Origin of the sequence: Bacteroides sp. 224, assembly GCF_010500995.1 — a bacterium.
GTDB lineage: Bacteria > Bacteroidota > Bacteroidia > Bacteroidales > Bacteroidaceae > Bacteroides.
The window spans coordinates 70,559-96,229 of sequence record NZ_QVMK01000005.1; the positions used below are offsets into that span (position 1 = coordinate 70,559).

Genomic DNA, 25,671 nt, shown 5'->3' on the forward strand with positions numbered 1-25,671 from the left:
TGCTTTCATAATGCTTTGTTTTGTAGTACAAATGTAACATTTGTATATGCTTTAATCTTTTTAACCCTTAATTTATTGCTTTTTGCTCTTTTCTTTGCAATTATTCTCATTTCAAAGAAATTTCTTTTTATGAAAATACATATCTTTGCAGCCGATTAAAAACAAATAACCATTTTATAAAATGTGTGGAATTGTAGGCTACATCGGTAAACAGCAAGCCTACCCCATCCTAATAAAAGGGCTGAAACGGTTAGAGTACCGTGGATACGACAGCGCAGGGGTAGCACTCATCAGTGATCAACAAGATCTCAATGTTTATAAGGCGAAAGGAAAAGTTTCCGAACTCGAAGAATTCGTCATTTCAAAAGATATTTCAGGTAACATTGGTATTGCACATACACGCTGGGCTACTCACGGGGAACCTTGTTCAGCAAACGCCCATCCCCACTATTCTTCTTCCGAAACTCTCGCTCTCATTCACAACGGTATTATTGAAAATTACGCTTCTCTCAAAGAAAAACTCCAAGCCAAAGGCTATTCTTTTAAAAGTAGTACCGACACAGAAGTTCTTGTTCAACTCATCGAATACATTAAACGAACCAACCAAATAGATTTACTCTCGGCCGTTCAGTTGGCTCTTAACGAAGTGATAGGTGCGTATGCCATTGCAGTGCTGGAAAAAGATCATCCGGATGTGATTATCGCAGCTCGTAAAAGTAGTCCGCTGGTAGTAGGAATAGGAGAAGATGAATTCTTTCTGGCTTCGGATGCCACTCCCATTGTAGAATATACCGATAAAGTAGTGTATTTGCAAGATGGAGAGATTGCCGTCATCGAACGAAACAAAGAGCTAAAGGTGGTAGATTTGAATAATGTAGAATCTACCCCCGAAGTGAAGCAGGTAGTCATGAATATCGGTCAGTTGGAAAAAGGAGGCTATCCTCACTTTATGTTGAAAGAGATTATCGAGCAGCCCGATTGTATTTATGACTGTATGCGCGGGCGAATTAATGTAGATGCAAACAATGTGGTTCTTTCGGCTGTTATTGATTATAAAGAAAGACTGTTGGAAGCTAAACGTTTTATAATTGTAGCCTGTGGTACTTCCTGGCATGCCGGACTGATTGGTAAGCAACTGATTGAAAGCTTTTGCCGCATTCCGGTAGAAGTGGAATATGCTTCGGAGTTTCGGTATCGCGATCCGGTGATTGACGAAAGCGATGTAGTTATTGCCATTTCGCAATCCGGAGAAACAGCCGATACGCTGGCTGCTGTGGAATTGGCTCGCAGCCGGGGAGCTTTTATATATGGTATATGCAATTCCGTAGGTTCATCTATACCACGTGCCACAGATACAGGGTCTTACATTCATGTAGGGCCGGAAATAGGGGTAGCATCTACCAAAGCTTTTACCGGACAGGTAACAGTACTCACTATGCTGGCGCTTACCTTGGCTAAGGAAAAACAAACCATAAATAACGATGAATATCTGAAAGTGGTACAAGAACTTAGTTTGATTCCTGAAAAAATGAAGCAGGTACTTAAACTAAATGATCGGATTGCCGAACTGTCGAAGATATTCACTTATGCTCGCAACTTTATTTATCTGGGACGTGGATATAGTTATCCGGTTGCTCTGGAAGGAGCTTTGAAACTGAAGGAAATCTCCTACATTCATGCCGAAGGCTATCCGGCAGCCGAAATGAAGCATGGCCCGATTGCCTTGATAGACGAAGAGATGCCTGTAGTTGTAGTAGCCACCCATAACGGATTGTACGAAAAAGTATTAAGTAATATACAAGAAATTAAAGCTCGGAAAGGAAAAGTAATTGCCATTGTAACCGAAGGGGATGAGATAATTAGTAATATAGCCGATTATTGCATCGAACTTCCTGCTTCTATGGAGTGTTTAGATCCTTTGGTGGCAACTGTGCCCTTGCAACTGCTTGCTTATCATGTAGCAGTATGTAAAGGGTTGGATGTAGATCAACCCAGAAACCTGGCCAAATCAGTAACTGTAGAATAAAGATGGAACAATTAAAGCATGAATGTGGCGTAGCCATGATCCGCCTGTTAAAACCTTTAGAGTATTATCAGGAAAAGTATGGAACATGGATGTATGGTTTAAATAAGCTCTATCTGTTGATGGAGAAACAACATAACCGGGGGCAGGAAGGAGCAGGGCTCGCCTGTGTGAAACTGGAAGCCAATCCCGGTGAGGAATACATGTTTCGCGAACGGGCAGAAGGTGCCGATGCCATTACCGAGATATTCGGGACAGTTCAGAGTCATTTCAAGCATCTCCATCCCGAACAGTTACATGATGCGGAATATGCCAAGAAATATCTGCCTTTTGCAGGCGAAGTTTATATGGGCCATTTAAGATATAGTACTACCGGTAAATCCGGTATTTCTTTTGTCCACCCGTTTCTTCGCCGGAACAATTGGCGAGCCAAGAACCTGGCGCTTTGCGGTAACTTCAATATGACAAATGTAGATGAAATATTTGCTCGGATTACAGCCATCGGCCAGCATCCCAGAAAATATGCTGATACTTATATTATGTTGGAGCAAATAGGTCACCGACTCGATAGGGAAGTGGAAAGACTCTTTCAGGAATGCGAAAGGGAAGGACTTACCGGCATGGATATAACTCATGGCATTGAGGAGCGAATGGATATTTCGAACGTATTAAAAACATCTACCAAAGATTGGGATGGAGGATATGTAATTTGTGGACTTACCGGTAGCGGAGAATCATTCGCGGTGAGAGATTCCTGGGGCATTCGTCCTGCATTCTGGTATATGGATGATGAAATAGTAGTGGTAGCCTCTGAGCGTCCGGTGATTCAGACAGTGTTAAATGTTTCTGCAGATGCTATCAAAGAGTTGCAGCCCGGTCAATCTATTCTGGTCAACAAAGCCGGAAAGATGCGTTTGGCGCAGATCAATAAAGTGCGTGAAGTGAAGAAATGCTCTTTTGAACGCATCTATTTCTCTCGTGGTAGTGATGTGGATATTTACAACGAGCGGAAAATGTTGGGAAGAACCTTGGTTGATCCTATCTTGAAAACTATTAATGGCGATGTAAAGAATACAGTTTTCTCGTTCATCCCTAATACAGCCGAAGTCGCTTTCTACGGAATGCTCGAAGGGTTTGATAATTACCTGAATAAAGAGAAAATCAAACGAATCGAAGCGTTAGGGCATAACCCGAGCCATGAAGAGTTGGACGAAATACTTTCCATGCGCATCCGTAGCGAGAAGGTAGCCATTAAAGACATTAAACTCCGTACATTTATAGCAGAAGGAAACAGTCGGAACGATCTGGCTGCCCATGTATACGATGTAACCTACGGAAGCATTGTTCCCAATGTAGATAACCTGGTAGTTATTGATGATAGTATTGTTCGGGGAACCACCCTGAAACAAAGTATTATTGCTATCCTGGATCGTTTGCAACCAAAGAAGATAATCATTGTATCTTCCTCTCCACAAGTACGTTATCCCGATTATTACGGCATTGATATGGCGAGGATGAACGAATTTATCGCCTTCAAAGCTGCCATCGAATTATTGAAAGAGCGCGAAATGAAGGACGTGATTGAACGTGCTTATAACAAAGCCAAAGACCAACAGAAGTTACCCGGAGAACAAATGGTTAACTATGTGAAAGAAATATATGCACCCTTTACCGATGAAGAAATATCAGCCAAGATCGCTGAAATGCTAACCCCAAAAGGAACAAAAGCCAAAGTAGAACTTGTATATCAACCTTTGGCCGGACTGCATGAAGCTTGTCCAAACCACAAAGGAGATTGGTATTTCAGTGGGGATTATCCAACATCGGGTGGTGTGAAGCTTGTCAACCAAGCATTTATAGATTATATCGAACAAATTTACCAATTCTAAAGCCTCTCCCCGTCCCTCTCCCAAGGAGAGGGAGAAAAGGGATGAAAGCTTTGACTATGAGATTATGATAAAGGATAACAAATAAAATGCAGAAAGATTATGAAAGAAACGTATAAGACAAATCAAACTCTTTCTCCCTCTCCTTGGGAGAGGGACGGGGAGAGGCTTAAACCTGTAACTTTAATCCTTAATGACGGTAGTGTTTTTCACGGGAAATCGTTTGGTTATGAGAAACCGGTAACAGGTGAGGTTGTATTTAATACAGCCATGATGGGATATCCGGAGAGTTTAACTGACCCTTCGTATGCGGGACAATTAATGGTACTAACGTATCCATTAGTTGGCAATTATGGAGTGCCTCCTTTTACGTTGGAACCCAATGGATTGGCAACCTTTATGGAAAGTGAGAGAATCCATGCGGATGCTATCATTGTAAGTGATTACTCCACAGAGTATAGTCACTGGAATGCAGTAGAGAGTCTGGCCAACTGGTTAAAACGTGAACAAGTACCCGGAATAACCGGAATTGATACACGTGAACTTACGAAAGTGTTGCGTGAACATGGAGTTATGATGGGGCGCATCGTTTTTGATAGCCTCACCCCTGACCCCTCTCCCGAAGAGAGAGGAACAGATACACCTGACTATGAGTCAATTAATTATGTCGATAAGGTTTCATGTAAAGAGGTCATTCGCTACCAACCAACCAACTCCCTCTCCTTTGGAGAGGGGCGGGGAGAGGCTCATAAGAAAGTAGTACTGGTAGACTGTGGTGTAAAAACTAACATCATACGTTGCTTACTGAAACGAGATGTGGAAGTAATTCGTGTCCCTTGGAATTATGATTTCAATCATTTAGAGTTCGATGGGCTTTTTATAAGTAATGGTCCCGGTGATCCGGATACTTGCGATGAGGCTGTACAAAACATCCGTAAAGCCATGCAAAACCCTAACTTGCCAATCTTTGGTATCTGTATGGGTAATCAGTTACTCGGTAAAGCTGCGGGAGCGACTATCTATAAACTGAAATATGGTCACCGTAGTCATAACCAACCTGTGCGTATGATGGGAACTAATCGTTGCTTTATTACCAGCCAAAATCATGGCTATGCCGTAGATAATAATACATTGCCTGCCGATTGGGAACCTCTTTTCATTAATATGAATGATGGCTCCAACGAAGGAATCAAGCATAAGAAAAACCCTTGGTTCTCTGCTCAGTTCCACCCAGAGGCCGCCTCGGGCCCAACCGATACTGAATTTTTGTTCGATGAATTCATCAAAGCAATGGACAATGGACAATGGACAATGGGCAATGAAACAAATACAGAAGCGCAGCCCAACTCTCAACTCTCAACTCTCAACTCTCAACTCAAGAAGAAGGTACTTCTTCTTGGTTCCGGTGCCCTAAAGATAGGAGAAGCCGGAGAATTTGACTATTCCGGTTCGCAGGCACTAAAAGCCCTGAAAGAAGAGGGAATTGAAACCATCCTTATTAATCCGAATATTGCTACCGTTCAAACCAGTGAAGGAGTAGCAGATCAGATATACTTCCTTCCGGTGACTCCTTATTTTGTAGAGAAGGTAATCCAAAAAGAAAAGCCGCAAGGGGTGATGTTGGCATTTGGTGGACAAACCGCTTTGAACTGTGGAGTGGAACTTTACAAGAACGGCATTTTTGAGAAATACGGAGTGAAAGTATTAGGAACTCCCGTTCAGGCGATCATAGATACAGAAGACCGCGAACTTTTTGTGAAGAAACTGGATGAAATAGACGTTAAGACCATAAAAAGTGAAGCAGTAGAAAACATAGTAGATGCTCGTCGCGCAGCCAAAGAGTTAGGCTACCCGGTTATTATTCGTGCAGCTTACGCACTTGGAGGATTAGGCTCCGGTTTCTGCGATAACGAGGAAGAACTGAATGTATTAGCAGAAAAAGCCTTCTCTTTCTCTCCACAAGTATTGGTGGAAAAAAGCCTTCGTGGCTGGAAAGAAGTGGAATATGAAGTCGTACGCGACCGTTTCGACAACTGTATTACAGTTTGTAATATGGAAAACTTCGACCCGTTGGGTATTCATACAGGAGAATCTATCGTCATTGCACCTTCTCAAACACTGACTAATTCTGAATATCATAAACTACGCGAATTGGCTATACGCATTATTCGCCATATCGGTATTGTAGGAGAATGTAATGTACAATACGCCTTCGATCCCGAGTCCGAAGATTACAGAGTCATTGAAGTAAACGCCCGTTTGAGTCGCTCTTCTGCACTGGCATCTAAAGCAACCGGTTATCCATTGGCTTTTGTAGCTGCCAAATTAGGATTAGGATATGGATTGTTTGACTTGAATAACTCAGTAACCAAAACCACGTCTGCCTTCTTTGAACCCGCTTTGGACTATGTAGTATGTAAAATACCTCGTTGGGATTTAGGTAAATTCCAGGGAGTAGATCGTGAGTTAGGTTCCTCCATGAAGTCGGTTGGAGAGGTAATGGCTATCGGTCGTACCTTCGAAGAGGCCATTCAAAAAGGTCTTCGTATGATCGGACAAGGGATGCACGGTTTTGTAGAAAACAAAGAACTGATTATCCCCGATATAGATAAAGCCCTTCGCGAACCCACTGACAAACGTGTTTTTGTGATATCCAAGGCATTCCGTGCAGGATATACAGTCGATCAGATTCATGAACTTACTAAGATTGATAAGTGGTTCCTACAGAAGTTGATGAACATTGTAAATACCAGCCTCTCCCTATCCCTCTCCCAAGGAGAGGGGACTGGAAAAGAACCGGCTAATGATAGTATAAAGGAATCTCTTTTCCCCCTCTCCTTTGGAGAGGGTCGGGGAGAGGCTCTGCTTCGCCTTGCGAAGCAACAAGGTTTCTCCGACTTCCAAATTGCCCGTGCCCTGTGGAAAGATCAAATGGAAGATAATCACATAGAGCAGGTACGTCAATACCGAAAGGCAAATGGTATTATTCCCGTAGTGAAACAAATAGACACCTTGGCAGCGGAATATCCTGCTCAAACCAACTATCTGTACCTTACTTACAGTGGTGTTGCTAACGATGTGAACTACCTGGGAGATAAGAAATCCATCATTGTATTAGGTTCCGGTGCTTACAGAATCGGTTCTTCCGTAGAGTTTGACTGGTGCGGTGTGCAGGCATTAAATACCATTCGCAAAGAAGGCTGGCGCAGCGTTATGATCAACTATAATCCGGAAACGGTATCTACCGACTATGATATGTGCGATCGTCTTTATTTCGATGAACTTACCTTTGAACGGGTAATGGACATCATCGAACTGGAAAATCCACATGGAGTTATCGTTTCAACCGGAGGGCAGATCCCCAATAACCTTGCTTTACGTTTAGATAATAAGAACGTAAATATACTCGGAACCTCTGCCCGGAGCATAGATAATGCCGAAGACCGTGAAAAGTTCTCTGCCATGCTCGATCGTATTGGAGTAGATCAACCGCGTTGGAGAGAACTGACTTCCATGGAAGATATTAACGACTTTGTAGATGAGGTTGGCTTCCCGGTATTAGTTCGTCCTTCTTATGTGCTCTCAGGTGCAGCAATGAATGTATGTTCCAACTACGAAGAACTGGAACGCTTCTTAAAACTGGCAGCCAACGTAAGTAAAAAGCATCCGGTTGTTGTGAGTCAATTTATTGAACATGCCAAAGAAGTAGAAATGGATGCGGTAGCCAAAGATGGTGAAATCATCGTCTATGCCATTAGCGAACACATCGAGTTTGCCGGGGTACACAGTGGAGATGCTACCATTCAGTTCCCACCGCAGAAACTATATGTGGAAACAGTACGCCGAATTAAACGCATCAGTCGCGAGATAGCTAAGGAGTTAAATATCTCCGGACCATTTAACATTCAGTTCTTAGCCCGTGATAATGACATCAAAGTAATTGAATGTAACTTGCGTGCTTCACGTAGCTTCCCATTCGTTAGCAAAGTGTTGAAAATAAACTTTATTGATATTGCTACCCGGGTAATGCTTGGGCTTCCGGTAGAGAAACCTTCGAAGAACTTATTCGACCTGGATTATGTGGGTATTAAAGCCTCTCAATTCTCTTTCAGCCGTTTGCAGAAAGCCGACCCGGTGTTAGGAGTGGATATGGCTTCTACCGGCGAAGTGGGTTGTATCGGTTCGGATACTTCTTGTGCCATACTGAAAGCAATGCTGTCGGTGGGTTATCGGATTCCGCAAAAGAATATTCTATTGTCAACCGGTACACCCAAACAAAAAGCCGATATGCTGGATGCGGCTCGTATGCTGGTGAAGAAAGGATATAAGTTGTTTGCTACCGGAGGTACTCATAAGTATCTGGTAGAGAATGGAATTGAAAGCAACCTGGTTTATTGGCCCAGCGAGGACGCTAAACCGCAAGCTTTAGATATGCTACACAACAAAGAAATTGATATGGTAGTGAATATTCCGAAGAACTTAACTGCTGGTGAGTTGGATAACGGATATAAAATCCGTCGCGCAGCCATCGACCTGAATATACCATTGATTACCAATGCAAGGTTGGCAAGTGCATTCATCAATGCCTTCTGCACAATGAGTATAGATGATATTTCGATAAAGAGTTGGGAGGAATATAAATAAGGTAGGGTTCGGTAAGAAGGACTTTTCACCACAGATTAACACAGATTTTCACAGATTATTAACTAAAACTCTGTCCTCTTGGGTTTGTTGTGAAATAATTTAATCTGTGAAAATCTGTGCTAATCTGTGGTGAGTTCACTTAAAACCACTATAAATTTAAGCTAATTTTGCCAACAGGTTTAGATAAATAAAACTTTAGCCGTATCTTTGAACTGAAAAAACGTAATTTAATACCTAAAATTAAAAGTGATGACTGTAAGATCTAAACTTAGTATTCTTCTTCTCTTTTTATGTATCCCTTTTATTTCTTTTGCTCAAAAGAAGGGTACTATCTACCAGAAAGGATGGATAGACTTTAATAAAAATGGGAAAATGGACGTTTACGAAAACCCGAACGCCCCTGTTGAAGAAAGAATAAACGATTTGTTGAGCCAAATGAATCTGGATGAAAAAACCTGCCAGATGGCTACCCTCTACGGCTCGGGCAGAGTTTTGAAAGATGCATTGCCGCACGAAGGATGGAAAAATGAAATCTGGAAAGACGGCATCGGAAATATCGACGAAGAGCATAACGGCTTAGGTAAATTCCGCGGAGAATATGCTTTCCCATACACCAAGCATGTAGATACAAAACATACCTATCAGCGTTGGTTTGTAGAGCAAACCCGTTTAGGCATACCTGTAGACTTCACCAACGAAGGTATTCGTGGTTTATGCCATTACCAGGCAACTTATTTTCCTTCGCAAAGCGGACAAGGAAGCACCTGGAATAAAGAACTGATTGCCCGCATCGGAGAAGCAGAAGCCAAAGAGGCCAATGCTTTAGGCTATACCAACATTTACTCTCCTATACTTGATATTGCTCAAGATCCCAGATGGGGACGTGCCGTAGAGTGTTATGGCGAAGATCCTTATTTGGTAGGTCAGTTGGGTAAACAAATGATTACCAGCTTGCAAAAACAAAACTTGGTAGCTACTCCCAAACATTTTGCCGTATATAGTATTCCCGTAGGAGGGCGCGATGGTGGTACGCGTACCGACCCGCATGTGGCTCCTCGTGAGATGCGTACGCTTTATCTGGAACCTTTCCGCATGGCATTTCAGGAAGCCGGTGCTTTGGGTGTAATGAGCTCATACAACGATTATGATGGTGAACCGATTACCGGAAGCTATCGTTTCCTGACCGAAATTCTTCGTCATGAATGGGGTTTTAAAGGTTATGTGGTTTCTGATAGTGAAGCAGTAGAATTTATCCACAACAAACATAAAGTAGCAGATGATTATGTAGACGGTATTGCACAATCTATCAATGCCGGATTAAATATTCGTACCAACTTTACCGAGCCGGATGAATTTATCATTCCTTTGCGTAAAGCCATTGAAGAAGGAAAGATTTCCATGGATATGGTAAATGAACGGGTAGCCGAAATACTTCGTGTGAAGTTCTGGTTAGGGTTGTTTGATAACCCTTATCGTGGAGACGCTAAACAAGCAGAGAAAATAGTACATTCTAAAGAACATCAGGAGTTGGCTTTAGAAGCAGCTAAGCAGTCATTAGTGCTGTTGAAGAATGAAAATAATATGCTGCCTTTGAATAAATCTTTAAAGAAGATTGCCGTAATAGGTCCCAATGCAGACGAACAAAAGTATTTGATTTGTCGGTATGGCCCGGCTAATGCTTCTATCAAAACTGTATATCAAGGGTTGAAAGAGTATTTACCTACGGCCGACGTTGTTTATAAAAAAGGTTGCGAGATTATCGACTCTAATTTCCCTTTAAGTGAAGTACTTAAGTTCGAAAAAACTCCGGAAGAATCACAAATGATTAATGAAGCAGTGGAAGCTGCCCGTAATGCCGAAGTAGCCATTATGGTACTTGGAGGTAATGAGTTGACAGTACGCGAAGATCGTTCCCGTACCAGTCTGGACTTACCCGGCAGACAACAAGAACTCTTGGAAGCCGTTTATGCTACAGGTACCCCGGTGGTACTGGTATTGTTAGACGGTAGAGCTTCTACCATTAATTATGCCGATAAATACATTCCTGCCATTATGCATGCATGGTTCCCCGGAGAAACCACAGGAACAGCCATTGCACAAACCTTGTTCGGCGATTATAACCCGGCTGGAAGACTGGCTGTAACCTTCCCGAAAACAGTGGGACAGATACCTTTTGCCTTTCCTTTCAAACCCGGCTCTGATGTAGAAACCAAAACCGGATTGTTTGGAGCGTTATATCCTTTCGGACATGGTTTAAGCTATACGAAGTTTGAATATACTAATCTGAACATTACTCCTAAAACTCATGGTGTGCAAGGAGAGTTCACCGTTGCATGCAAAGTGAAAAATGTAGGCGACAGAGAAGGTGATGAAGTTGTTCAGCTTTATTTAAGAGACGAAGTAAGTAGTGTAACTACCTACGTAAAAGTACTAAGAGGCTTTGAACGTATTACCTTGAAACCCGGTGAAGAGAAAACCGTTCAGTTTAAACTTACTCCTCAAGAACTTGGCTTGTGGGATAAGAATAATAAATTCACTGTAGAGCCCGGTACTTTTAAAGTAATGCTTGGAGCTTCTTCTGCCGATATTCGTTTAGAGGATACTTTTGAAGTGAAGTAGTTTTTTGTTCTTATTCATTCTCTGGCCTTTTGCGGCCTACTGAATATATTGTAACGGCCGTTGGAATAATCTCCAGCGGCCGTTGCTGCATATTGGCGCGGCCGTGCGAATTTATTCCAACGGCCGTATAAATATCTCTCATCGGGCTATTTGGTGTTTAGTAGGCATTTTAGGAGTCTTTTTCTTCTGGAAGAGGGAGTGTTTTGAATGATTTCTTGGTGTCTTATTGGTTTGTTATAGTGAATATTTATATCTTATTATTTGTGTAATTGTAATTTGGTATTAAAATAATCTTGTTATTTGTTTTAATTTGACAAAATGTATTTTGCTTAATTGGGTTTCCTTGCGTTTTTTTCTTTTGTTCGACCGGTTGGACTGAATATTGAATTCTAAGAGGCCTTAAAAAGCGAAATATTAATGGCTCATCACGGTTTGAAAAATGATTGAATTTGAACCGCAGAGTTACGCAGATTAACGCAGAGGATTAAGTTTTAGTTCTATGCAGCATTGTGTTAATTAAAACTCTGCGTTAATCTGCGTAACTCTGCGGTTCAATATAACTCAAAACAAGATAGGTACGCGGAAAAACGGAATGAGCGGATGAACGCGGAATATATATTTCTGTCCTTATGTGGCAAGAAAAAATAATTCCGCGTGTTTCCGCTCATTCCGTTTTTTCCGCGTACCCATTTCCCTCAAAACACAACAAAAGAGCTAAATTCTCCATCTAATCTCCCTTCCCCTTGAACAAAACCCTCTCTATTTTATTAATATTATATAAAGCAGGATTTTGAGAAGAATAAATAATAAGGATAGTAATATGAAATCATGGTTTCCTAAAGGTGAAATACGAATTAATAAAAAACGGCTCATTATAGGCGCACTTATACTGATCGTTTTAATAGGCATTTATGTATATGTTTCCAGACCCCGAAAGGCTCTGCCTTCTCTTGCTATTGTAACTGTGGAGCAAGTTAAGAAAAGTAATGTAGAAATCTATGGAGAATATGTAGGTCGCATTCGGGCACAGAACGTGGTAGAGGTAAGAGCACGCGTGGAAGGTTATCTCGAAAAGATGCTTTTTAATGAAGGTACATACGTAGAGAAAAATCAGTTGCTATTTGTGATTAATCAAGATCAATATAAAGCTAAAGTCGATAAAGCGCGTGCCCAACTGATGAAGGATGAGGCACAAGCACTAAAAGCCGATAGAGATTTAAAGAGAATTAAACCACTGAAGGAGTTGAATGCAGCCAGCCAACTCGATTTGGATAATGCTTCTGCTGCTTATGAAACCGCTGTTGCCTCTGTAGCCATGAGTAAAGCCGATTTGAGACAAGCACAGATGGAGCTCGCTCATACTATGGTGCGCTCTCCCATAGCAGGGTATATTACAGATAGTAAAGTAGGTTTGGGAACACTGGTTGGTGTGAATGGTAAGTCGCTTCTGGTATCTGTGGTAAACAGTGATACAGTTTGGGTTGATTTCAGTATGACAGCTCTCGACTACCTGAAAAGCAAAGAAAGAAATGTAAATATCGGACAGCAAGATGCCTCCCGTTCCTGGCAACCCACTGTCGCTATCACATTAGCCGATAACACCATCTACCCTCATAAGGGGCTGGTCGATTTTGCAGACCCACAGGTAGACCCTGAAACCGGTACCTTTTCGGTTCGTGCAGAAATGATAAATCCCGATCGCATTCTGCTACCCGGACAGTTTACCAAGGTGAAATTGCTACTGGATGTGAGAGAGGATGCCATTGTAGTTCCTGCAAAAGCAGTAATCGTAGAAAAAGGAGGAGCCAATGTATTTGTTGTGCGTAAAGATTCTATTGTAGAGAAACGCTTCATAGAGCTTGGCCCTGAAATAGATAATAATACCATGATAGAAAGAGGATTGGCTGCCGGAGAATATGTAGTGGTAGAAGGTGTTCATAAACTAACCTCCGGTGTGAAAGTGAAAGTGCAAGAATCCGAAACCCATTAAGATTGTAAAAGATGAAAGTAAGCTTTTTTATAGACAGGCCTGTTTTCTCCATTGTAATTTCCATACTCATTGTTATTGTGGGAGTTATCGGATTGCAGATGCTACCTGTAGATCAATACCCACAAATAACTCCTCCCGTGGTAAAAGTAAGTGCTTCTTATCCCGGGGCAAGTGCTACTACTGTCTCTCAGGCGGTGGCTACTCCTATCGAACAGCAAATTAACGGAACACCGGGGATGATCTACATGGAATCGAGCAGTTCTAATTCCGGAGGATTCTCTGCCACCATCACCTTTGATATATCGACAGATGTTGACTTGGCAGCTGTGGAGATTCAAAACAGAATCAAGTTGGCAGAGTCGAGCTTACCTGCTGAGGTTGTTCAGAACGGGCTTTCGGTTGAGAAACAAGCTCCGGGACAACTGTTGACACTTGCCTTGATATCCCATGATCCTAAGTTTGATGAAATATACCTGAGTAACTTTGCTACCATTAATGTATTGGATGTGATTCGACGTATTCCCGGAGTAGGTCGCGTTTCGAATGTCGGTAGTCGCTACTACGCCATGCAGATTTGGGTACAACCCGATAAACTGGCAAGTTTTGGTCTAACCATACAAGATTTGCAGAGCGCGTTGAAAGATCAGAATCGGGAATCGGCAGCCGGTGTACTCGGACAGCAACCCGTTACAGGGTTAGATGTTACCATCCCTATTACTACACGAGGTCGACTTTCTACCGTAAGCGAGTTCGAAGAAATAGTAGTTCGTGCCAATGAAAATGGCTCCGTGATTCGTTTGCGCGATGTAGCTCGCGTCTCTCTGGAAGCATCCTCTTACAATACCGAAAGTGGATTGGATGGAGAAAATGCTGCCATCCTCCGAATATATATGTTGCCCGGAGCGAATGCTTTGGAGGTGGCCGGGAATGTAAAAGAAGCTATGAAGGAAATTAGTGCAAACTTCCCCGAAGGTCTGAGCTATGATATTCCGTTTGATATGACTACCTATATATCGGAATCTATTCACGAAGTATATAAAACTCTTTTTGAGGCCTTGTTTTTGGTAATTGTAGTTGTTTTCCTGTCTTTGCAAAATTGGAGAGCTACACTTATTCCGGTAATAGCCGTACCTATTTCTTTAATCGGAACTTTCGGCTTTATGCTGATCTTCGGTTTCTCTTTAAATCTGCTTACCCTCTTGGGGTTGGTATTAGCCATTGGTATTGTGGTAGATGATGCCATTGTGGTAGTAGAAAATGTGGAGCGCATTATGGCAGAAGAGAAACTAAGTGCGTATGAAGCCACCAAAAAAGCCATGGACGGATTGGCCGGTGCTCTGATTGCCACCTCCTTGGTACTGGCAGCAGTATTTATCCCGGTAAGCTTTCTGCCGGGAATTACCGGACAGCTTTATCGACAGTTTACAGTGACGATTGTAGTTTCGGTACTTATATCTACAGTGGTAGCCCTGACATTGAGCCCTGTGATGTGCTCATTGATCTTAAAACCCAATCATAAAAAGAGGAATATCGTTTTTCGGAAGATAAACTATTGGTTAAATATGGGCAACCGTAAATACATTGCCCAAATCAGAAAGGTAGTAAAGCATCCTAAGCGTGTATTAACATCTTTCGGTATGATTCTCATTTTTATCTTTATTATCCATAAAATTATTCCAAGTAGCTTTTTACCCAAAGAAGATCAGGGATATTTTACGGTAGAGTTGGAATTACCCGAGGGAGCTACCCTGGAACGCAGTCGGAGAGTAACCGAACGTGCCATGGCCTATCTGGAGCAGCATCCGGATGTGGAATATGTACTGAGTGTAGTAGGTAGTAGTCCGCGGGTAGGTAGCAATCAGTCTCGTAGTGAAATGACCGTTATTCTCAAGCCTTGGGATAAACGTGAAAGTAGCTCGATGGATGAAGTGATGAATGAAGTGCGGGAAGAACTGAGTAAATACCCCGAATCGAAAGTCTTTCTGACCACCCCTCCCGTGATACCCGGACTTGGAACATCCGGTGGATTCGAAATGCAGTTAGAAGCTCGTGGAGATGCCACTTTTGATAATCTGGTAGATGCAGTTGATACATTAATGTATTATGCTTCTCAACGAAAAGAGTTAGAAGGATTGTCTTCTTCTTTGCAAGCCGAAATCCCTCAATTATATTTCGATGTAGACAGAGACAGAGCGAAACTGCAGGGAGTACCGATGGCCGATATTTTTTCTACCATGAAGGCTTATACCGGCTCTGTGTATGTTAATGATTTTAATATGTTCAATCGTATATATAAGGTGTATATACAGGCGGAGGCCCCTTATCGGGAGCACAAAGACAATATCAATCTATTCTTTGTTCGTGCCGCCAATGGTTCGATGATTCCCCTAACCTCGTTGGGAGGAGCCTCTTATACCACAGGCCCGGGCAGTGTCAGACGCTTTAATATGTTTACTGCTTCTGTAATCAGGGGAGGAGCTGCTCAAGGATATAGTTCCGGGCAGGCCATGCAAATTATGGAAGATATTGCTAATAGGCATTTACCCGAAAATATAGCCGTGGAGTGGAGTGGGCTTTCTTATCAGGAAAAACAGGCAGGAGGGCAAACGGGCATGGTGCTTGCACTGGTATTCTTATTTGTATTTCTCTTTCTGGCTGCCCAATATGAGAGCTGGCTGGTACCTATATCCGTTCTTTTATCCTTGCCTATTGCGGCTCTCGGTGCCTATCTTGGTGTATGGCTCTGCGGATTGGAAAATGATGTGTACTTTCAGATCGGCTTGGTAATGCTTATGGGTATGGCAGCCAAGAATGCAATCTTAATTGTAGAATTTGCCAAAGAAAAAGCCGATAAAGGCGAAGACTTGCTACAATCTGCCATTCATGCGGCCCGACTGCGCTTTCGTCCTATCCTGATGACCTCTTTGGCTTTTATTCTGGGAATGCTTCCCATGGTTATAGCCAGTGGCCCTGGGTCTGCCAGCCGACAAGCCATAGGTACGGGCGTGTTTTTCGGGATGATCTTTGCTGTTATATTCGGTATTGTAATGGTTCCTTTCTTTTTCATCTTAATTTATAAAGGAAGGAATAAATTTAAAAAGAAGAACATTAAGCTATGAAATTAAAAATAATAAAGATAGGATGCCGGAGTGTCTGTCTCTTATTAATAGGGATTGCTTTATACTCATGTAAGATTGGGAAAAGCTACTCTCGTCCTGAGATGGCATTGCCGGATAGTCTTTGGAGCAATCAAAACTATCTTAGTATGGCAGACCGTGAGTGGTGGGAAGTCTATACAGATGGCCCTCTAAAGCAATTGATAGAAAAAACACTCCTTTATAATAAAGACTTGAAGATAGCTGCTGCCCGTGTGAAAGAAATGGCAGCCCAACGCCGGATTAGTACCTCCAATCTATATCCTCAACTCAACGGAATCATCTCGGGCGAACGTGAGTTCGAAAATGACGGTGGAGATCATTCTACTCAATCCAATACCTTTGAGGCAAAGGCCTTATTATCTTGGGAGTTGGATCTTTGGGGCAATCTTCGTTGGGGAAAAGAGGCCGCTGTAGCCGAATACCTGCAATCTGTAGAAGCGCAACGCGCCCTCCGGATGTCTATTGTGGCAGAGGTAGCCCAATCTTATTATGAATTGGTAGCGTTAGATAATGAGTTAGCTATTGTGAAACAAACCCTCTATGCTCGCGAAGAAGGAGTGCGTATTGCCCGTCTTCGGTTCGAAGGAGGATTAACTTCCGAAACGGCTTATCAACAAGCCCGCTTAGAAGTGGCGCGTACTGCCACAATGGTTCCCGACCTTGAACGTGAAGTTGTTAAGAAAGAAAATGATATAGCTTTTCTTGCCGGAAAATTTCCTGAGCAAATAAAGAGAAGCAGGCTGCTCGAAGAGTATAATTACGCGGTTATGTTACCGGTAGGTATGCCTTCCGGTTTGTTGGAACGTCGTCCGGACATTCGTCGGGCAGAACAAGCTTTAGTTGCTGCCAATGCCAACGTGGGGGTTGCTTATACTAATATGTTTCCCCGTATCACACTGACCGGACAATACGGCTTGGAGAGCAGCGAACTGTCCGGCTTCTTAAAATCGCCTTATGCATTCATTGATGGAACCCTCTTGACTCCTCTTTTTGCTGCCGGCAAAAATCGGGCGGCATGGAAAGCTCGAAAAGCTGTATATGAACAAGCGTATTATGAATATGAAAAAACGGTGTTGAATGCATTCCGAGAAGTACATAATGCTATCATTGACTTCAATAAAGTACGGGAAATGTGCGAATTGCAGGAAAGACTTGAAAAATCGGCCAAAAGCCATGTCGATTTATCGCAATTGCAATATATCAATGGAGTCATTAACTACCTCGATGTTTTAGATGCTCAGCGTGGTTACTTTGACGCACAAATTGGTCTAAGTAACGCCATTCGAGACGAATTAATTACTGTTGTTCAAATTTATAAAGCACTTGGTGGAGGCTGGTAAATTCGAGACGTGCTCCAATGATTATGTGTGAATACATCGAAAAATCAGAGAAAGTCTTGAAAACGCTCTGTTTCGATTGTTCTGTTATAGATTCTAAAGGTCAATTTAACCATTTGTCATTTTGCTATGATTTTACGTTTTTCTTGAACTCATTTATGATACACTTTTTAAGGAAAATATTCGTGTTTTATTCTTTACTGCACAATAGGAATGCTTATTCGTTCCCAAAAAACGAGAATTTCGATTTCAGTAAGAAGTTTCAATGCGAAAGCTGAAATGCGAATTTGCTTAGAGAATGAATACGGAATGCTTTCAAAAAACAAAAAGAATAAGCAGATTTAGGTTAAATACTTTTTAGAATTAAAAAAAGATTTTTATTTTTGTCCCTGAGAAGTGGTTAATGGTCTATGATATGTTTAGCCATCTTTGTTCAATTAGTGTTTTTTAATCTTAATTCATGTAAAAATTAATCTCATGGTGAAAAAGCATTTCTTTTCGATGAGGAGTTCCAGCTATGAAAAACAGGAATCCTCTCTTTTTTTGAAAATGTGCCTTTTATTGCTTTTTTTATTTACTGCTAATGTATGGGCAGTCGGGCAACAACCTCCCGAAAGAATCTCAATGAAATTAAGCAATGTAAGTTTAGAAGCTTTTTTTGATGCAGTGTCATCAAGGGCAGGTGTAAACTTTAGCTACGATGTTGCTATTTTGAAAGGTGCCCGTAAAGTTTCGGTAGATGCAACTAATGAAGCTTGGGCTTCGGTGGTTCGCAAAACAATTGAGCCTTTAGGGTATGTTCTTGAAGCTTCAGGAAAAACTGCCTATATTACTAAAAGAGCTGCTGGTAAGGGCTCCATGCGTGGTCTTGTTGTAGATGACCTGGGAGAACCCCTGATTGGTGTAAATGTACGAATCAAAGAGCGTCCAAGTGTAGGGGTAACTACCAATATAGATGGAGCTTTTGCTATTGAAGCAAGTGATGCTGAAACATTACTCTTCACCTACATCGGTATGGCTACAAAAGAAGTAAAACTTCAAAAAGGCGTAACTTCTTATAATGTAACGATGGCTTCAGATAAAGATTTGGAGTTGGAAGAAGTTGTAGTAGAAGCAGGTATTATTCAGCGAGACAGAATGGGATTTACCGGATCATACCGCAGTGTAAACCAAGAAGAACTGAGAGCCGTTGGTAATATCAACGTACTTCAGAGTTTGAAAACGCTCGACCCTTCTTTTGTTGTTTCCGATAATATGTCGATGGGTTCCGACCCTAACACAATGGCCAGAATTAGCATGCGTGGAGGTACTACGATGACTATTTCGGGCATTTATGACGATACAACGACCAATCCCAACGAACCTCTCTTTGTTCTCGATGGTTTCGAAACCAATCTGCAAACGATTAACGATTTGGATATCAATAGAATCGAATCTATCACCTTGCTTAAAGATGCTGCTTCTACCGCTATTTATGGTTCGAAAGGAGCAAACGGAGTAGTGGTTGTAGAAACTATCAAACCCAAAGTTGGCGAAGTGATGATTAACTATAGCGGCGATGCGCAAGTGGCATGGGCAGATTTGAGCGTTTACAACATGATGAACGCTGCCGAGAAATTGGAATTTGAAATTTTGGCCGGTCGTTATGGCGATTTGAATAACTGGGCGGGCAATAGAGAAAGTATTGCGCAATATCATCGGGCACTGGAAAATGTGCAAAGAGGTGTGGATATGTACTGGCTAAAAGAACCTATTCAGACAGCCATCACACAATCTCATTCACTGAATGTGTCGGGAGGTGATAAAGGATTTCTGTATCAGATAGGCGCCATGTTCAAGGATATTGAAGGGGTAATGAAAGGTTCTGATCGTCAGACGTTCGGTGGAAATATGCGTATGACTTATCGTAAAGACAAGTTTAATGTTTCAAATAACTTGAGCGTTAGTGTAACCAATGGTAATAATAGTTCTTGGGGTTCCTTCTCTGATTTTGCGAATGCCAATCCTTATTATCCGATGACTAATGAAGACGGAACTATACCTCGTGATTTGGATGTATATAAACGTGGTGAGGGCTATGAACCCATAACCGCTACCAATCCGTATTACAATGCCATGTTGCCTTCGGAGTCCAGATCTAAAATACTCTCTATTACCAACAATACCAATCTTAACTGGTATATTAAAGACAATTTACGTTGGACGGCCTCGATGAGTTTGAGTACGTCTAATTCGGATAATATGAACTTTACCGATCCGGCTCACACTAAGTATGCTTCGTTAGATTATACCAAGCAGGGAGAATATGCTTCATCGGTTTCGAGAAGCTGGCGTTATGCAATGAATACCGGTTTGAGCTATGCGCTCTCTTTGAAAGAACATAATCTTACTTTCAACGGTCGCACTGAGATAAGTTCTACTTCATCGAATACTGAGTCGTTTACGGCTACCGGATTTCCGAAAGGAGTAGGTGCTATACCTTCTTTTGCCTATTCGTTCAAAGAAAACTCAACGCCAGGATATCGTGAAGATATCAATCGTGCAGTTAGTTTCCTGGGTACTTTCAATTACAACTATAAGTATCGTTACCTGTTTGATGCAAGTATCTCAAGTGATGGTTCCACAGCTTTTGGTCGCGATGAGAAATTCCAGACATTCTGGTCGGTAGGAGCCGGATGGAACATCCACAAGGAAGAATTTGCCAAAGATTGGAATTGGATGCAGGAACTGAAGTTGCGCGGATCATACGGTAGCAACGGTAATCAGAACGTGAGCAACCTGACAAGTAATGTATATAGCTACTACTCTGGTAGCGATATATTCGGTACTGCCTCTTATCTATCCGGTTATGCCAATCCGAATTTAGAGTGGCAAGTGGTGAAAAAAGCCTCTGTAGGTCTTGACATTATGTTTTGGGAGAATCGTTTGTTGTTGACTATGGATTATTATCACACCAATACCGATCCATTGGTAGTCTCTATTCAGCAGAAACCTTCTTCCGGGTTATCTTCTTTGCCCATAAACATGGGACATTTGAATACCAATGGTTTCGAATTTAATGTGAACTGGTATGCTATCAAAGATATCAAAAACCGTATTATGCTGAGTTTCCGACTGAACGGGAACACCTATAAATCCAAATATGGCGGTTTTGGCGCAGCTTTGAAAGAATTGAACGACGCGTATAAAAAAGATTCTTCGGTAGATAAAGAATTGAACTTAAACTCATTGGTACAGTATCGGGATGGCGAAAGTCCTACCGCTCTTTATGCGGTTCGTTCGTTGGGTATCGACCCGTCAACTGGTAAAGAAGTATTTCTCACCAAAAACGGGATGCCTACCTTTGAATTCAATATTGACGACCGTGTGAAGATAGCCGATACAAATTCAAAAATACGCGGTGTATTCGGTGTATCGTTCACTTACAAGAATTTGCAAGCCAGTATTAACTTGCGTTATAACCTCGGCTCGTATGCTTTCAACGATGCTTTATTTAATAAGGTAGAGAATATCCTCTCAAGCAATATTGCTCACAATCAAGATAAACGTGCTTTGTATAGTAGATGGAAGAATGAGGGTGACATATCACAGTACAAGGGTATTTCGTTGGGTACCAAAACTCAGATCTCATCTCGTTTTGTTCAGCGTGACAATTATCTCCGTGGTGAGAGCGCTCGACTTAGTTGGGACTTTTCCAGAGACGAATGGGTGAAGCGTTTGTTCCTGAAAGACTTGCGATTCAATGTTTCGTTCAATGATTTCTTCGATTTGAGCGAGATGAAACGTGAAAGAGGAATAAACTATCCGTTCCAGAGAGCCGTCTCTTTCGGGTTAAGTGCTCGTTTCTAACGATGACAAACACTAATTAATAAAATCTATAAAATATGAAAAGATATATACATAACATTTGTTATATTATAGCCGTGGGCTTCTTGGCTTCTTGCAGCGACTTTCTTGACGTGTCGCCGAAGGACAAGGTATTGGAGGATGACCAATACAAAACGGAAGTCGGCATTAATGGAGCATTAAACGGGCTTTACAGGCAGTTTATATCTACCTCTCTTTATGGAGGTAATCTGTCTCAGACGACTCTTGACGCGATGGCTCACTTTTATACTTACCCCCCCACACAACCATCGGACAGTAAACTGTCTCATACACTATTTTTTCTCTGCAACGGGCGTTCTGACGAATACGGGTCGGCAGCAGATAGATTTGGCGATATTTGGAAAAATGGATATAATTCGCTTCTTAATATCAACTACTTTCTGAAATGTCTGGGAGAGTCGACTGCTGTTATGAACAGCAACAATAAACTCATATTGACGGGCGAAGCATACGGACTGCGGGCTTATCTCCATTTCGACCTTTTCCGTTTGTTTGGTCCTCGCTGGGAAGAGCGTTCAAGCATAAATAAGGTATTGCCTTATAACAGAAGCACGGCTACGGTATTGAACCATGCGGGTTATGAGGAAAATGTATATTCTACCGCCGATGAATACATGAAATATGTATTGGACGATATCCGTGAGGCGGAACGCTTGTTGGCTGCAGACCCTATCTTGACTGACGATACTGCCATAAGCAAAAAACTGTCGGATGATTTTTATAAGAACCGCAATCGACGCATGAATTATTATGCGGTGAAAGCGCTCGAAGCCCGTGTGTTGCAATACATGGAAGACCACGAGAATGCGGCTATTGCAGCCAAGGTAGTGACCGACGTGGTAGGCGGTGATGTGAAAAAGTTCACATGGGCGGATGCTACCAAGGTGGTTGCCAACAAAGATTATTCTTTCTTCAGTGAAGTAATCTTCGGTATTAATAATCCGAATATGACTTCCAATTTCAATTCCTTCTTCAATAAGTCGGAGCTTGCGACTATGTATGCGGTTGACCGCAACAATCTGATGAAGAATATCTATGAAGGTTTTGGCGATAACCTGAAAGCTATAATAGATGTCCGTGCCAGACAATGGGTGGAAAGCAATAACGAGTCTGGCGCTTCTTCCTATTCGCAGGAGGGAACCTACATCTCTAACAAGTTTAATATGGTGACCAATACGAATATTCCGGCATTAGTTGATTTTCAGCCGTTGATTCGTATCACCGAGATGTATTATATCCAAGCGGAAGCCGCTTTGAAAGTGGGTGAAACGGGGACGGCTGCCGAACTATTGAACAGAATTTCTTCTCATAGGGGTATCCCGGATACCAGCTCTTATTATTTGACGGAAACTTCTTCGGACGAAGATTTCCAATCTCATATTCTGAGCGAATATTATAAAGAATTCTATGGAGAAGGGCAAGTCTATTTTTATCATAAGAGACTGAATACCGCGAAGATGTTTTACGGATATAAAGACGGTGTGGAGGAAAAGATGAATACCAAAAAAATGTATAATATACCTCTCCCGAAGATTGAAACAGAGATATAATTTTGTCTTTTAAAAATAAAATTCAATATGAAAAAAAATAGTTTAAAATGGTGGGTTTGCGCATTTCTACTCCAAGGGATAGGATGGGCATCTTGCGCTGACGAAGATTTAATAACCTACGAAGATGTACCCCGAATTTATTTTAAATATGCGGATGCAGTACCTTCCAGTTTAGGAGATAGTGATGATCAGATAATTATCAACATGGGATATGACAATCCGGTGAAGAATGATACTATCATTAGGATTCCCTTAAAGCTAATGGGAAAGATTTCGGAAAAAGACCGCGTGGCGAAAGTGGTGTTGATTCCCGAAGAGTCTACGGCTACTGAAGGCGAAGATATAGAGATTCTGTCTGCCTATCTGCCTGCCGGCTCAGTCTATGGAATTGTAGAGGTGAAACTGAATCGTACGAAAGCGGTAGATAAGGAAATGCTGCTTGCTCGTATTCGTTTGGCTTCGAATGAGAACTTTCATACGGATTATTCAAAGGTATTAGATGATAAGCATGGAGTTAAGAACGGGTTGATCTACAGCATATACTTTACGGCGTTGGCAGATAAACCGGGTTTGTGGGCGGCTTCTTACTCGTCGATGCCTCTGAATGGGATGTTTGGTCCATATAGCAAAGTTAAATTGGATGCGATATGCGAGGCTTGCGGACTGACAAGAGAATTCTTTGAACTAGATCCAGATGATAACGACCCGACAGGAGAAAAGACATTTGATAAACGCTTTCCAACTGAAATGACTTATGGGCTGATTGCATTGACCAACCGCTACTTAGCACAGTATAAAAAAGACCATGATGGAAAAGCTCTGTTGGATGAATTTGGCAGCGAAGTTAAGATGGGTATGAATATTCAATAAAAGATGACGGATATGAAATATATAATGAATTTAAGAATAATAATTGTATGTGCTGCATTGTTGTCTCTGGTGGCGTGCAATGAAGACAAGGGCAATTATGACTACAAAGCAATCAATCAGGTGGATGATATCACTGGCATTGAAGAAAGCTATTCGGTAGAAATAGGAGAACAACTGAAAATTACCCCCGAATTTGATCCTACTATGGGACATGAGGATGATCTCGACTATACATGGTATTATAGAAACGGCACTGAATGGAGTGTATTGCAAGAGGGTCGGAATTTTGATTTTGAGATAGCTGCCCCTATCGGTACTCCGTACAAAACATACACTTGTGCTTTCGAAGTTAAGAATAGACTGACGGGTGTTGCTTACCGCGATATTTTTAGCATAAAGGTAGCGGGAACTTTTAACAAGGGATATGTACTGGTATACGAGAAAGAAAACGAATTTGATATGGGAATGATTGTTCATAATACCCAGAATCAATTCATTCCTAAGTATGATATATTGGCTTCTACCGCACCTTCTTTGCAACGCGAAGGGGTGAAACCTTATGGAATTAATATATTTGACGATGCCACTGCCCCTAATCCGTATAAGCCAGACGGGTCTAAACGTTCGATGTATTTGCTGACCGACCACTATACGACGCGTTTGAAAGTGGGTGATTTCAGTTGGGATGCTTCTTATGACGTTTCCAATTCCGTAGAAAGCAATTCGCCCATTTATGATGACTATGTAGCCGCTGGGCGGCCTATTATTGCGGAGAAAATGAAGACCGGTTATTTTATTTCGAGTAATATTGTACGTCCTAATACATACATATATGTGAAAAACGACAAAGGAGAGGGAAATTGGTATTTGCACAAGATTTTCCCGGTGTACTATTTCTTCTCTTTTCCAATGAATGCTTATCGTACAGGAAGTACCGTATACGATAGTGAACGGTATGAGCCAGCTCCATTCTTAGCGTGCAGCCCCAGGCTTAACATGTTTTACGATCAGAAGGAGAAGAGATTCAATTGCCAGACTACGTACCGTTCTTCCGCTGATTTCTCTACCGGGTTTTTCTTTACCGATAAGGTTGTGGATGAGAGTACCGATCATATTTTTAGCTTTAATGATGAAAATGAAGGACTGCTGTATATGAGCGAACGTTATACCAACATAAGTAAAATGACGAGTTTCGCCCTTCTGAAACAAGCGGATGGTAAAGTCAAATATATTGAATTTGGTTCGCCAACAAGTATAACTCTTCTGGTTGGGAAAGAAAATAAGTTGAGAAAGTGTATGTTTGACGCTTCTACGGGAATAGCTCGTGCCAAGTTTATTGCTGCCGCTCCCGAACCCAACAATGCCTTTATCTACTATGCTACAGACGACAACAAGGTTTATTATGCCGATATATCGAGCAGCAATGCAGTAGTAAGAGAAATAACGGATAAAGTTGTTCCTGAAGGCTACAGTGAAATCACCTCTTTGAAGTTTTTGATTCCAAGCACGAGCAGTAAAAATTTGGCGATTGCTACCTACAACAGCTCTTTAGGAGACGAAGGAGGTAGAATTGATTTCTATAAAATGCCAAGTATCTCTTCTGGCGATCTTGAACTGGCCACACATAAGGTAACTGATGATGAAACGATAGATATGTCATGGAAAGGTTTTGGAAAAATAGTAGGTGTAGATTACAAATAAACCTT

The 25,671-nt window shown here is 41.8% G+C and carries 11 protein-coding genes and 1 pseudogene; all 12 read left to right on the plus strand.

Annotated features, from left to right (window positions below; genetic code table 11):
- The first annotated feature begins 181 nt into the window (after window positions 1–181).
- The 12 genes and pseudogenes from glmS (at window position 182) to D0T60_RS05065 (ending at window position 25,666) form a co-directional block, all read left to right on the plus strand.
- On the plus strand, window positions 182–2,026 hold the full coding sequence (glmS, locus tag D0T60_RS05015; protein ID WP_163217056.1) for a glutamine--fructose-6-phosphate transaminase (isomerizing): 1,845 nt from the start codon (window positions 182–184) through the stop codon (window positions 2,024–2,026).
- A 2-nt stretch (window positions 2,027–2,028) separates the two neighbouring features.
- Window positions 2,029–3,912 (plus strand): amidophosphoribosyltransferase, encoded by a 1,884-nt coding sequence (locus D0T60_RS05020; protein ID WP_163217057.1) that lies wholly within the window; start codon window positions 2,029–2,031, stop codon window positions 3,910–3,912.
- A gap of 99 nt (window positions 3,913–4,011) precedes the next feature.
- Window positions 4,012–5,148, plus strand: a pseudogene (carA, locus tag D0T60_RS18755) (glutamine-hydrolyzing carbamoyl-phosphate synthase small subunit); the annotation flags it as partial.
- Between the two features lie 72 nt (window positions 5,149–5,220).
- Window positions 5,221–8,553: a carbamoyl-phosphate synthase (glutamine-hydrolyzing) large subunit gene (gene carB, locus D0T60_RS05025; RefSeq protein ID WP_370524386.1), complete on the plus strand. Its 3,333-nt coding sequence runs from the start codon at window positions 5,221–5,223 to the stop codon at window positions 8,551–8,553.
- A gap of 249 nt (window positions 8,554–8,802) precedes the next feature.
- Window positions 8,803–11,172 carry a glycoside hydrolase family 3 N-terminal domain-containing protein gene (locus D0T60_RS05030; protein WP_163217058.1) on the plus strand — a complete coding sequence of 790 codons (2,370 nt, stop codon included), beginning with the start codon at window positions 8,803–8,805 and terminating at the stop codon, window positions 11,170–11,172.
- An 820-nt stretch (window positions 11,173–11,992) separates the two neighbouring features.
- Window positions 11,993–13,162, plus strand: a complete 1,170-nt coding sequence (locus D0T60_RS05035; protein WP_163217059.1) for an efflux RND transporter periplasmic adaptor subunit — start codon at window positions 11,993–11,995, stop codon at window positions 13,160–13,162.
- A gap of 11 nt (window positions 13,163–13,173) precedes the next feature.
- Window positions 13,174–16,281 (plus strand): efflux RND transporter permease subunit, encoded by a 3,108-nt coding sequence (locus tag D0T60_RS05040; protein WP_163217060.1) that lies wholly within the window; start codon window positions 13,174–13,176, stop codon window positions 16,279–16,281.
- A gap of 11 nt (window positions 16,282–16,292) precedes the next feature.
- Window positions 16,293–17,660 (plus strand): efflux transporter outer membrane subunit, encoded by a 1,368-nt coding sequence (locus tag D0T60_RS05045; protein WP_370524387.1) that lies wholly within the window; start codon window positions 16,293–16,295, stop codon window positions 17,658–17,660.
- A 474-nt stretch (window positions 17,661–18,134) separates the two neighbouring features.
- The gene (locus D0T60_RS05050) at window positions 18,135–21,506 is read left to right on the plus strand and encodes a SusC/RagA family TonB-linked outer membrane protein (protein ID WP_203558283.1); all 3,372 of its coding nucleotides are present in this window, start codon (window positions 18,135–18,137) and stop codon (window positions 21,504–21,506) included.
- A gap of 35 nt (window positions 21,507–21,541) precedes the next feature.
- Complete coding sequence (locus D0T60_RS05055) at window positions 21,542–23,095, plus strand: RagB/SusD family nutrient uptake outer membrane protein (protein ID WP_163217062.1); 1,554 nt, start codon at window positions 21,542–21,544, stop codon at window positions 23,093–23,095.
- A gap of 27 nt (window positions 23,096–23,122) precedes the next feature.
- Window positions 23,123–23,965 carry a DUF4843 domain-containing protein gene (locus D0T60_RS05060; RefSeq protein ID WP_163217063.1) on the plus strand — a complete coding sequence of 281 codons (843 nt, stop codon included), beginning with the start codon at window positions 23,123–23,125 and terminating at the stop codon, window positions 23,963–23,965.
- A gap of 12 nt (window positions 23,966–23,977) precedes the next feature.
- Complete coding sequence (locus D0T60_RS05065; RefSeq protein ID WP_163217064.1) at window positions 23,978–25,666, plus strand: PKD-like family lipoprotein; 1,689 nt, start codon at window positions 23,978–23,980, stop codon at window positions 25,664–25,666.
- Window positions 25,667–25,671: the final 5 nt, after the last annotated feature.